The sequence below is a fragment of the Enterovibrio makurazakiensis genome, from assembly GCF_050336585.1.
Lineage (GTDB): Bacteria > Pseudomonadota > Gammaproteobacteria > Enterobacterales > Vibrionaceae > Enterovibrio > Enterovibrio gelatinilyticus.
In genome coordinates, this window is sequence record NZ_JAKJSE010000021.1 from 26,509 (window position 1) to 38,896 (window position 12,388).

Annotated in this window: 10 protein-coding genes; 3 read left to right on the forward strand and 7 right to left on the reverse strand. The window is 46.2% G+C overall.

From position 1 onward, the window contains the following. The first annotated feature begins 13 nt into the window (after nt 1-13). On the forward strand, nt 14-1,138 hold the full coding sequence (locus tag L4D06_RS16365) for a M20 family metallopeptidase (RefSeq protein ID WP_429740443.1): 1,125 nt from the start codon (nt 14-16) through the stop codon (nt 1,136-1,138). A 123-nt stretch (nt 1,139-1,261) separates the two neighbouring features. Here L4D06_RS16365 and L4D06_RS16370 read toward each other — a convergent pair whose 3' ends face one another. The 7 genes from L4D06_RS16370 to yejK all read right to left on the reverse strand — a co-directional run bounded on the left by L4D06_RS16370 (nt 1,262) and on the right by yejK (nt 10,124). Continuing rightward, nucleotides 1,262-2,665, reverse strand: coding sequence for a TRAP transporter large permease (locus L4D06_RS16370; RefSeq protein WP_274165133.1), 1,404 nt, complete (start codon nt 2,663-2,665; stop codon nt 1,262-1,264). After that, entirely contained in the window at nt 2,662-3,219 is a 558-nt protein-coding gene (locus tag L4D06_RS16375; protein WP_274165132.1) for a TRAP transporter small permease, read from the reverse strand. The genes L4D06_RS16370 and L4D06_RS16375 overlap by 4 nt, the downstream gene beginning before the upstream one ends. 54 nt (nt 3,220-3,273) lie before the next feature. Beyond that, nucleotides 3,274-4,260: a TRAP transporter substrate-binding protein gene (locus tag L4D06_RS16380; protein WP_429740444.1), complete on the reverse strand. Its 987-nt coding sequence runs from the start codon at nt 4,258-4,260 to the stop codon at nt 3,274-3,276. 367 nt (nt 4,261-4,627) lie between these two features. Beyond that, nucleotides 4,628-4,951: a nitrous oxide-stimulated promoter family protein gene (locus L4D06_RS16385; protein ID WP_274165130.1), complete on the reverse strand. Its 324-nt coding sequence runs from the start codon at nt 4,949-4,951 to the stop codon at nt 4,628-4,630. A 150-nt stretch (nt 4,952-5,101) separates the two neighbouring features. Further along, on the reverse strand, nt 5,102-7,525 hold the full coding sequence (locus L4D06_RS16390) for an ATP-binding protein (RefSeq protein WP_489685846.1): 2,424 nt from the start codon (nt 7,523-7,525) through the stop codon (nt 5,102-5,104). Between the two features lie 75 nt (nt 7,526-7,600). Further along, entirely contained in the window at nt 7,601-8,881 is a 1,281-nt protein-coding gene (locus L4D06_RS16395) for an Hpt domain-containing protein (protein ID WP_429740446.1), read from the reverse strand. A gap of 229 nt (nt 8,882-9,110) precedes the next feature. Then, entirely contained in the window at nt 9,111-10,124 is a 1,014-nt protein-coding gene (gene yejK, locus L4D06_RS16400) for a nucleoid-associated protein YejK (protein WP_429740447.1), read from the reverse strand. 76 nt (nt 10,125-10,200) lie between these two features. Here yejK and L4D06_RS16405 point away from each other — a divergent pair, with 76 nt between their 5' ends. Further along, nucleotides 10,201-10,419: a YejL family protein gene (locus L4D06_RS16405; protein WP_028022839.1), complete on the forward strand. Its 219-nt coding sequence runs from the start codon at nt 10,201-10,203 to the stop codon at nt 10,417-10,419. A gap of 54 nt (nt 10,420-10,473) precedes the next feature. Further along, the gene (locus L4D06_RS16410; RefSeq protein WP_429740448.1) at nt 10,474-12,348 is read left to right on the forward strand and encodes a DUF3413 domain-containing protein; all 1,875 of its coding nucleotides are present in this window, start codon (nt 10,474-10,476) and stop codon (nt 12,346-12,348) included. Nucleotides 12,349-12,388 lie beyond the last annotated feature (40 nt).

Here is a 12,388-nt window from a genome sequence, read left to right on the forward strand (position 1 = left end):
TTCCGGAGTTGCTATGAACTTTTCTCTGAACACCTATCTAGAAGAACTACGCCCCCTGATCAACTTAGATTGCGGCACATTGACTGTTGAAGGCATCGAAGTGATTGCCAACATCATGGCCGAAAAATACGAAGACATGGGCGGATGGAACATCAAACGTGTTGATTGTGGTATTGCTGGCGTGGGTCTTGAGATCCGCAACAAGCCTGAAGCAGATCACATCGATGTAATGTTGATCGGTCATATGGATACCGTATTCCCAGTGGGTACCGCGGCTGAACGCCCAATGAGCAACGATGAAAACCGTGCATACGGCCCAGGCGTTTCAGACATGAAGTCAGGCCTTCTGAACGTAGTATACGCACTGCGTGAGCTGGATTTGAGTGTTCGTGATGCGTTGTCTATCTGTGTTTGCATGAACCCAGACGAAGAGATTGGCTCACTGCACTCAGAAGAATGGCTAAAGTCAGTGGCGAAAGATGCGCGCCACGTACTGGTTGCTGAAGCAGCACGTGCTGATGGCTCATTGGTAAAAGCACGCAAAGGCATGGCACGTTACAGAATGACGTTCCACGGCAAAGCGGCACACGCAGGTAATGAACCACAAAATGGCCGCAGTGCAATCACTGAAATGGCGCATTGGATCCTAGCCTTGAACGCGATGACGGACTTCGAAACAGGCACCACCCTGAACGTAGGCGTTGTGAATGGCGGCGACGGTGCGAACATCGTTCCTCAACACGCAGAAGCAGTGGTTGATGTGCGTTTCTGGGACAACGATGAATATGCGCAAGTAGACACTAAAATCCGCGCATTGACGGAAACCCCGTTTGTTGATGGCGTCACCGTCTCTTTGGTACGCGAAGCAACCAAACCTGCCATGGCACCGACAAGCAAAACGGAAAGCCTCATGGCGATGATCGAAGAAACCGGAAAAGATCTGGGTATCGATATCACTTGGCAGGAAGTGGGCGGCGGCTCTGATGCAAACCTAACTGCCGTGCTAGGTGTACCCACTCTTGATGGTTTAGGCCCTATCGGTGCAGGCTTCCACAGTGACGCAGAATACCTTGAGCTTCACTCTATTGAACCACGCATCAAGCTACTGAAAGCAGTGCTTGAGAAGCTGGCGGAATAAGTATTCTTCGTCGGCTAGTGTGCTTACCCTGCTACAACGCAAGTCTGGCGCTGGTTAGACGTAAGCAAACGAACAAATAAAAAGGGGCGAATTCGCCCCTTTTTGTTATCTTTGGTCGTTACATCAGGATTTATAGCCACGCAACGAATCAAGATAGTTCGGCAAGAACAACGATATATCTGGAATATAAGTGATCAGTATCAGGAAAATCAGCAATAGGCTCAACCACGGCAGCGCCGCTTTAATTGCCCATCCCATACTCTCCCCAGTGATACCTGCCGTCACAAACAGATTCAACCCAACTGGTGGCGTCAGCATGCCTATTTCCATGTTCACCACCATGATGATGCCTAAATGAATGGGGTCAATGCCAAGTTGCATCGCGATAGGAAACAATATCGGCGCCATGATCAGCAGAATTGCCGAGGGCTCCATAAAGTTACCTGCAATCAACAACAGAATGTTCACCACAATCAGGAAGCCCCAAGCAGGTAATCCCCAAGCCACAATGGTTTCCGCAATAGTATGTGGAATTCGCTCTGTCGTTAATACATGAGCAAACAGCATGGCATTAGCGATGATGAACAACAGCATGATACTAACTTTCGATGCATCACGAACAACGTGGTTCACTTCTTTGTCGGTAAATGACTTCACCATGACCATTGGAAGAGACGCAAAGTTTCTCATCAGCATGCTCGCTGTTCCCTCTCCGTCACGACGCCAAGGTACGTCTTTGAGCGGGCCTATGTCGCGGTAACCCCAAACACTCACGAGCCATGCATAAACCGCAGCAACCGACGCGGCTTCTGTTGGGCTGGCTACCCCGCCATAAATTGACCCAAGCACAATGATGATAAGCATTAAGCCACCGAGTGCACGAAGCCCTGAGTGAACCAATGACATTACGCCCGGAAACGGTTGAGACGGTAACCCTTTCACGACGGCAACTATATAGATTGCCACCATCAAAATACCGCCCATCATCAAGCCAGGAATAAAGCCCGCCATAAACATACGGGAGGCTGACACTTCCGTTGCCGCGGCATAAACCAGCATCACAATGGATGGCGGGATCAAAATGCCCAAGGTTCCTGCATTGGCGATAACACCCGCGGCAAACGCTTTCGGATACCCCGCTTTTACCATGCCTACAATGACGATGGAGCCTATAGCCGCAACCGTTGCTGGTGAGCTACCAGAAACAGCAGCAAAGAGCATACAAGCCATGACAGAGGCCATTGCAAGGCCGCCACGGATGTGTCCAACACAGTCAATAGCAAAATTGATCAGTCGACGCGCAACACCACCCGTCGACAAGAACGCAGAAGACAAAATAAAGAAAGGGATCGCGAGTAAGGTGTAGTGTTCACTGGTGGCTTCAAACAACTTTAAGGCAATAGAGGCCAACGAATCGTTTGAAAAGATAAGAATGGTTGTCACACTCGATAAGCCCAATGCGATGGCGATGGGCATTCCCATGAACATGCAAAGGAACAACATCCCAAATAATGCAGCAATGGTCATTGGCCTCGCTCCTTCTTGTCATCCATTTCATTCGCCAATTCTTCTGCAAGGTGCATGCTTTCCTGCGCTTCATCAATAAGCCCGAACCCTTGCCTGTTTCCAGTCCATACTTCATACGCGATGGTACAAACGCGCAGTGCTAACAAGCCAAACCCGAGAATCAAGCAGGACATCGCCTTCCATTTTTCAATCGGCATATCTTCCATTTCAATACCGATCATTTTCATTTTGCTCAGGTAGACCCACGAACCGTAAAGAAACAAGCCGCAATAAACCAAGCACAAGGCCAAGGCCAATAAGGTGACGACTTTTTGTGAAGATGGAGGCAAGTGCTTAACCGCGGCATCCACACCGATATGTGCGCCTTCCCGAAGCCCCCAAGATGCGCCCATCAACACGAGCCATGCAGAGAGATACAAGGTAAGTTCTTGTGCCCAAAGCAAACCTTCATTGAAAAAGAAGCGCAGTATCACTTCAAAAAACACCAACAGTGTCATTGTCACCAGTAAGAGGCCGATGCCTGCCTCTTCAAAACGGTGTAATAACCGAATCATTTTCTACTCCCACGAAAAAACCCAGCGCAGAACCCCTGCGCTGGACTTCGTCACTTACTGATTAGAAGCCACAGCAGCTTCGATAATTTCAGGACCTATATCGTCTTGGAATTGGCTCCAAACGGGCTTCATTACTTCAACCCATTGTTGGCGTTCAGCGTCAGTCAACGTGATGATTTCGCTACGACCCGATTCCATGATGCTCTTACGATCTTTCATCACTTTGTCATTGGCAATTGCATTACCATGCGCCACGGATTCTGCGAGTGCTTTTTGCAGTACTTCACGGTCTTCATCAGGAAGTGTCATCCAAAACTCAGTGGATGTCGTGACCATGTAATCCAATACCCCGTGGTTTGATTCAGTAATGTAAGGCTGAACTTCAAAGAATTTTTTAGAGTAGATATTTGACCAGGTGTTTTCCTGCCCATCGATAGCGCGAGTTTGCAAAAGCGTAAAGACTTCTGAAAACGGCTTCTTCAAAGGAACGGCATCAACCGCTTCAAATTGCGCAGCCAACACGTCAGAACTCATGATGCGGAATTTTTTACCATCCGCATCACTGGGGATGCGCAGTGGATCGTTTGCAGAAAGCTGCTTGAGACCGTTGTGCAAATAGCCCAAGCCAACCAACCCCTTGCCTTTCACAGATTGAAGTAGTTCTTGTCCCGCTTCGCTTTGTTGAAAACGGTCGACCGCTTCCATGTCTTTAAAAAGGAACGGGAGATCATAAACCTGCAGTTTTTTGGTGTATTTCGAAAACTTGGACAAAGAAGGGGCAATAAACTGAATATCTCCAAGTAGCAGTGCTTCCATTTCTTTACCGTCGCCAAACAGTTGTGAGTTTGGGTAAACCTCAACCACATATTTGTCGCCGATACGCTCTGAAACCAGGTCACGGAACTTCAACGCCATTTGTCCTTTAGGCGTATTTTCAGCAACTACATGTGAAAATTTGATGGTTTCTGGTGCTGCATGGGCAAATGCCGTCATCCCCGCACAAAGCGCCACAGCTGAAAGCACCGTTTTAAGCTTGTTCATACTGAATCCTCTTTCCTTGTGTCATGCATGCCAGATACGACATGCGATGTAATAACTCCCTTTAATCTTTAGTTGAGGAAATTGACACACAGAAAAATGAAAACAATTAATTAACAATTGCAAAACAAATTTGAGATATGAAAAAGAGGAAATGGGTGAAAACCCACCCATTCGAGGAACGAGACGGCGAGTATACCCCCCGCAGTTAAGCAGCGTGTTTACGGTAGATGGTGCAAGCGGATCAATAAAAACACACGCAAACAGGTGTGTTTAGAATCATTGAGAGAGACATAAACAGGCGCGGGTGCACCTTCAGAGGCGAGAGGGATAAATTGCTGCAAGATAACCACTGCAGCTAGCTAACTGATCAGCGAAATAATGATGAAACGTAATACCTAGCAACCATAAGAGGTCTACGCCAACGCATCTTCGGCTCGGCCCAACGTACGATGTGATTTATTTCCAAGCGAGTCGCATCCGGATAACACTGTCGGTTGCATTCTCTGCAAGACGAACCACCGCCCTCTTCACAACATTGAACAACACGCTGTTCTTCAAAAGCGATTAAGGCCGTGCAATGCTGACAAAGCTGACTGCCACGGTGAATATGTTTGCAATATAGGGACGTCATGGCGCGAACAAGCCACAGAGGCTGGCGACGTTTCGCGGACGTTATCGATACAGTTTTCATAGGCGCGCTATTCTGCTCAGGTTCGAGCAAAAACCTTTGATGCGGATCAAGCTTTAGCGGATTGAACCGCCGAATATAACGTCGTAGACCCAAACAACCTCTAGATGCGCTTGCTCAGAGAACCTTGGGTAGTTAGGTATATGAATACGTTTAGGCTTCGACCTCTGAAGACAGCACTTTACTGCACGCCGTATAAATATCCGTTTCTCTTAGTGGCTTACCAATGTGTCCCTGCATTCCGTTACTAATACAACGCCAAATATCGTCTTTAAGTACGTTAGCCGTCATCGCAACAATCGGCGTTTGATGATTAAAACTATCCGAAGAACGAATTTGCCTTGTTGCCTCCAAACCATCCATGAGAGGCATTTGGATATCCATGAAAATGATGTCGTAGCCTTGCACTTTGGTCTTATCCAATGCGGCAATGCCATCTGTTGCCTTATCCACTGAGAAACCCAGCTTCATCAGCATTTTCTCAGCAATCATCAGATTAATCGCGTTGTCCTCTACTAACAGACAGTGCCTACCCGCAAAAGCATCATTGCGCTGTTTGAGTAACTCATGTCCCTTGGTATCAACACTGTCTTTTTCAATATTAAGCGGCAAGATGACCGTAAATTGACTGCCTCGGCCAACCTCACTGGTCACCGCAATTTCACCGCCCATCAAATCAACTAACTGCTTGGTTATTGCCAGCCCAAGACCTGAACCACCAAACTTACGCGTTGTTGATGTGTCAGCCTGCTGAAACTCATCAAAAATGACGCTATATTTATCCGCAGGAATACCCACACCAGTATCTGACACTTGAATACTAACGCCAGTGTATCGTCCACCGTTTTGGTTCATCGCCACTTTAAGGCGAACGATACCTGTATCGGTAAATTTGAGCGCATTCGAGACCAAATTAAGTACGATTTGCTCAATGCGGTGCGCATCCCCTAAGAAGCGCCTCGGGCAATTTTCTTCGTACACAAGATCAAACACCAATTGAGGCTTGTTGGTAATGGTGGGCAACATGAGATCTCGAACATAGTTGCTGACCTGTTCGAGATCGAAAGGTGCTTCTTCCAATTTCAGATGGCTTGACTCCATTTTGCTGAAGTCCAGAATATTGTTGATCAATGACATGAGCCCCCGAGATGAATGAGAGATCACAGAAAGATACTCGGCCTGTTTACTCGTCATAGGCTCATCTTGCATTAACGATGACGCACCTAAGATACCATTCATAGGCGTGCGGATTTCATGGCTAATATTGGCTAGGAATAACTGCTTGGCTCGCGCAGCATCCACTGCTCGCTCTCGGGTCTCTACCAGATTGGTGCTCAATTGGTTGAATTCACTCACCAACATACCGAGTTCATCACGCTCGGCATAATCGATAGGGGCGAAAGGAACATCTCCGCGCTGGCTAATCAGCGCACTTCGCACGCGAGCCATGGGGCGGACAATCTGGAGATGTATGGCCAAATATGCAATACCGACCAACACGATAGCAACCAACGCCATAGCAAAAAACAAATCGTTTTTCAGTTTGGTCGCTTCAACTTGTAAGAGGCGTTCGGGCAACGCCCCCACCAGTAACCAATCTGTATCTGGCAGCGTACGACCGAACACAACGGTCGCCTCTTGTAAGATAGGATCATTGTCAAGACGGTGAATAAACAATCGTTCTGTTGGTCGAAAAACAGAAGGGTTAGGCGCCAATTCTGTCGCAACAGATAACGCGTACCCAAGGTCAATATCAGGTGAAGAGGAAACAATAGATTCGGCAATGTCTTGAAGCTTAGGGTCACTTTGGGTGACCAATCGCTCGCCTTGAGTCGCAAGGCTAATCACTAATGCTAACTCTGCAAAATCTGGTTGCGAGTTTGCAATTTCACGCACACTCGGCAATAAAATAGGACGTTGATCAGACAGTGTCTCAGGGTACGACATAATACGACTGCTTCTATCAAACATCATCATATACCCACCAATTTTTTGCCCACTTCGTGTCAGAAAAGCCTGTAGCTCGGCAAGCCGGACGTCAATCGTCACGACGCCCGCAAATTTGCCTCCAGCAAAAATAGGCACACTGCATGTCACCATGGATTCTTGGGTAAACGGGTCTATGTATGCTCTTGACCAATATGCTTCTTCTGATGAATATCGTGCTGGCGCATACCATTCTGCAGTGTGATAAGGCGCTGCAGAGTCTGCATTGTAGTCATCGATACGAGAATATAAGCCATCTTGTCCCATTTCGATGAACACTGACGCTTTCGCTCGATTTTCATCATATAAGAAGGGTTCGGGCCAAAAGCCACCACTCGCAACAATACGTTTAATGTTTTTGTTGCTCAGCATTGCAGACAGCTTTTTCTCGATATCCGTTTCACTATCGGCAAGTGACAAGGTATTCGCCAAAGAAAATGCAATAGTTTCAACGTTATTAGATAGTTGACCCAAGCTCTGTGCAACCGTTTCGACCTGAGCTTCGACACGTTGGTTAGCGCTTTCTCGCACCATACTGTCGCCAGTGGTTTCAAGCACGTACACAATCGTAATAACAACGACAGTCAACATTAAAGCCACAATCCATAAGGCTTTAACACTCATCGTTTTATACCAAGGCAAATCCTTTACAAACACGCAAGACCCTCAAGATACAATAGCTTTATGAGATTGCTCCATCTCTTTCAGAACAGCTTGAATAGTCAAACTCAGCAGCTTTTGAAATTGCTTAACAACAAGAATATCAAGCAATTGTCCCTCTCTAAGTTTTGCATCAGCATGGGTACAAAAGTCTTGCAATGCTAACGCACCAATATTGCCCGACACGCCTTTGAGGTTATGCATCAACGAGCGAGCACGCGCAGTCTGACCTTGACTAATATGCTTTTCAAGGTGGCCCGCATCACCTTGGTGCTCAGCCACAAACATGGTCAATACGGACTCAATGGCATCTTTATCACCATCTAACTGCTCATGCAGAACGCTGGCATCAAACAATGGTTCTGACGGCTCAACATATTTAAAGGGTGCTAGGGCGTCCGCACTGCTTTCTTTGACGGATGGTTTCGCTTCCGTCTTATCAGGCCCGCTACCTTGAGCGCGATATTGAAGCAATACCTGTGCGAACAACAAACCAAACGCCCAAAATAGCATTGAAATCGTCGTATCTAATCGCTCAATCACCTGCGTTGTCCAATAGGCTTGCTGCTGCGTCATTGAGCGAACAAACTTATGATTAATGACTTCATCAACACTTTCTAATTGACGATTAATACGCTCTAAACTGGTGTATAACGCATAAAGTTGCACTTGTTCGGTGCTGTTATCTAGTGCCGCCAACTGGTCTTCAACATCCGCTAAGTACCGGTTAAAGCGTCCGATACGACCTGAATCGTCTTCGTTGTTGAAGCCATGAAGTTCAAACAACAAGTAAGTACCAATCGATTGATAGATTGAGGCCAATTCAGGGGAGGTTTGGGAGTCTATTAATTGCTTTAATTGCTCAGTCACTTTGGATACTGCATAAATTGACGCCAATAAATTGTCGACGTTTTCAACAAAAGCGTCGGCTTCAAGCAACGTATGTTGAATGTCATCCCATCGATCTTCTATCGTGTGTGACTTTGTTCTAAGCAACAAATAGCGAAAATGCTGAACTTCTTTCTCGAGATTCTTACGTTCATTATCTTGATTCAACATTGACGCTGAAACAGTTTGACGAAGTTGTTGCGCTGCATTGTTTAACTTGACGATATGCGTAGCATGACCTTTGGTATGCTTCATATCCGAATAGGAAAAAAACGCATAGGTGAACGACACAACAAAACCGCACCAAAGCAACAAAGATATCCAATTCTTTGCCGTTCTCTGACGTCCAATGAGCATGAGTCGTTTGCTAATTTGATTCAGTATTGGAAGTGGCGTCACAATGATTTCCTGTGCATTAATTTTACCGTTTACCTACTTTCTCGAAGCGACTTCCACTCCCGCTCTCCACGGGAAGCGTCATTTTTACGACACTTATAATTAATCTAGGCAATATGTCTTAGTTTGCAAACATAAAAGACAAAACTTGTAAGATAGCGCATACACCCCTTTCGCAAGTTGCGCAGTGAGGCGTATGCACGGTCTACCCAATATCGTCTATTTGTCGAATCTAATCTTCTGTGTTTAAGCGACGCATTAACTGATCACGCAAATTCGGTGGCGTGCCTTTTATCGTTAAGGTGTCAGTATCTTGGTCATAGAAAACACGCTCTCCTAGCAACATGCTGTCAAAATTAATAGACAGGCCACCTCCACCACCAACGAATTTCGTCAGTTTTCGCATAGCAGTTCTGTCGGCTGGAAAACTTTCTTCCAACTCATACCCTTGCTCGGAAGCAAACTGGTAGAAATCGACGCCTTGCTCATTCTTAGGAAGCTCACCTGCCAATTCTTTGACGATAACTTCATCGCCCGACTGAAGCTGACCATTGCAATAGTCATATACTTGCTTGCGGTATTCTTGTTTCTCTTCTTTTTCAAGACGAGAATCCGCGCAGTAATCTTCCACCGCTTGCATCAACACCAAGTTTTGTTGCTTGGTATCCATACCAACTTCTGCTTGCATGAAATCCAAGAAGAAGTCAGCCACTTTACGACCCACACGACCTTTGATGTAGGTGAGATAGCGATTCGACTGCGCGTCAGTTTCCCACGTAGACAGATCGATACGAGCAGCAATATCCATTTTGGCCACATCGAGGTAATCCGTAGAACTGATCTCCAGTTCGTCCGTGACTTTCATGCTCGCTTTGGACTCTAACAAACCAATGAACAAATACTCTGTCGCCAATGAACGGTACTCGGCAATAACCAACACCCCTTCATCAGCAAATGGATACTTAGATAATTCGGTTTTTAATCGCTCGGCGGACTGCGAAGAAAATGACAGAAAATCGAGTTCTTGCTTTCTACATGCTTTCAACCAGCTTGCAACATCGCTTTCTTCAGCAAATTGGCCAAAGCCTTTTCCAGCTTTTGCGTTATAGACGCGATGAATCTCGCTGATCAAATTTTCCGTTGAAGGTGAATGAGTTAGCATCTGATCTCTCAGGTGCACGACCAATGAATCTTCGCCATCTTTTTTAAGTTGATGAAGAATAACGTTTGAAAGCGTGAGGCTCATAATTGAAAACATTTTTCGTCAGACTAAAGTGTGAGGTATTATACGCGGCTTCTGCTGACACAAGACAAGAGTTTCTATGCCTGTTACTTCTAAATATCAAGATAAAAACGTTGAACAGATCCTGAGCGATGTGGTCAATGTACTTGAAAAGCACAAAGCTTCGACTGACCTTTCGCTGATGGTGGTGGGTAACATCGCTACTAATCTGATGAATAACAACCTGCCAGCTGCGCAGCGAAAAGTCATTGCGGAAAAATTTGCTCAAGCTCTGCTGTCTTCTATCGATACAGAGTAATAAGACCGCGTCGAAAACTTACGCGTTGCAAAATAAAGAGAAGAATTAGCCTTTATGGTAGACAGCGGAAATACGTACAAGGATAAAGTGTCACAGCTGATTAGCTGGGGACACTGGTTTAGTTTTTTCAATATTATCGCAGCCATGTTGCTGGGGACGCGCTACATAGTGCAATCCGGCTGGCCCGAGACATTGATCGGACAAACCTATCAGTTGTTGACCTGGATTGGTCACTTCGGTTTTCTGGTTTTTGCCGTCTACATTTTGGTGATCTTCCCGGCAAGCTTCCTCATTCCGTATCAACGACTGATGAGGCTGTTTGCCGTGCTCGTTTCGACAGCTGGCATGACAGTCTTGCTGCTGGACATCTACGCCTTTGAAACCCTGCATCTCCATTTAAACCCCTTAGTTTGGGAACTGCTGCTTAGCGGTGAAAAAACAGACATGAATGCTCATTGGCAGTATCTGTTTGTTGTTGTTCCTGCGATATTCCTGCTAGAAATCGCCATGTCGGAATGGGTTTGGCGTAAGCTTCGAAAACTGTCTCGCAAGCGCGTGGGCGTGCCTATCGCTAGTGTGTTTGCCGTATGCTTCATTGGAAGCCATCTTATCCATATCTGGGCAGATGCGTTCTTATACAGCCCAGTCACGGCACAACGTTCCAACTTCCCTATTTCCTATCCCATGACGGCGAAAACCTTCATGGAAAAATATGGCCTACTTGATCGCCAAGAATATCAGCGTCGTCGAGACGAGTTGGGCAATCAAGAAAGCGAAGTCATTCGCTATCCATTAGAAAAAATCTCATTTGCTGCCGATGCTTCAAACCATAATCAAAACTTATTGATTGTGATGGTTGATAGCTTGCGCTCTGACATGCTCGACCCTGTCGTGATGCCGAACTTGAGTCAATTTAGTAAAGATAACGTCACGTATTCTAATCACTACAGTTCCAGTAATGATGCGATGGCGGGTCTGTTTGGCCTATTTTACGGCTTGCCTGGCAGCTATGCACAAAGTGCACGAACAGAAGGTCTTAGCCCTCTACTCGTAGACACGCTCGAGAAGAAAGGGTATCGCTTCGGCCTCTTCAGCGCCGACAATTTTGAAAACCCAATTTATTATCAAAGCATCTTTGGCAAACACCTTAATGGCGTCAAAGATGTCGTGTCTGAAGAAACATGGGTTGCTGACCATATGGCTGCAGACAACCTCGACACATGGATCAAGCAGGGCAATAGCACAAAACCTTGGTTTGCTTATCTTGAACTAAAAAGCGTCACCGAATATGAACAAGGTGGTGATTACGATAGCCCGTTCCAGCCGTCGCTCGACAACGACTTAGCCAGCGTAGGCGAACACACAACCTTAGTTTTAAAAAACAGCTATAACAACGCCGCATACTATGTCGATGGCTTGTTAGGTGAGCTATTTGACACGCTGGAAGCCAACGGTCAACTTGATAACACCATTGTCGTTGTCACCGCCAATCACGGTACCGAATTCAATGAAACCGGATCAAACAGTTGGGGCGCAAACACCAATTACAGCAAGTACCAGTTGCAGGTTCCTATGGTTATCCATTGGCCAAACCGAGAAGCTCGTAACGTGGATGTCTACAGCTCGCATTTAGACATTGTTCCAACCTTAATGGAGTCCATGCTTGCGACAGACAGTCCGTCTGAAATGTACACTAGCGGCCGTAACCTGTTTGAATTGGCAGACAAGCCACGCAGATGGGTAATCGCCGGTGATAGCCGTGATATTGTTGTCGTTCAACCAGACAAAACCACGGTTGTCGATAAATTCGGTAACTACCGAATTTACGACAGTAACTACAAGTTACAACCAGAAGGAAAGCCTCAGTTGTCGGTTCTTATGCAAGTTATGCATGAGCTAAAAAGATTCTACCACCCCGAACAAAATTGATGCATAAGGCAGCACAAGTGGCTGCCTTTTTTTTGCCAAA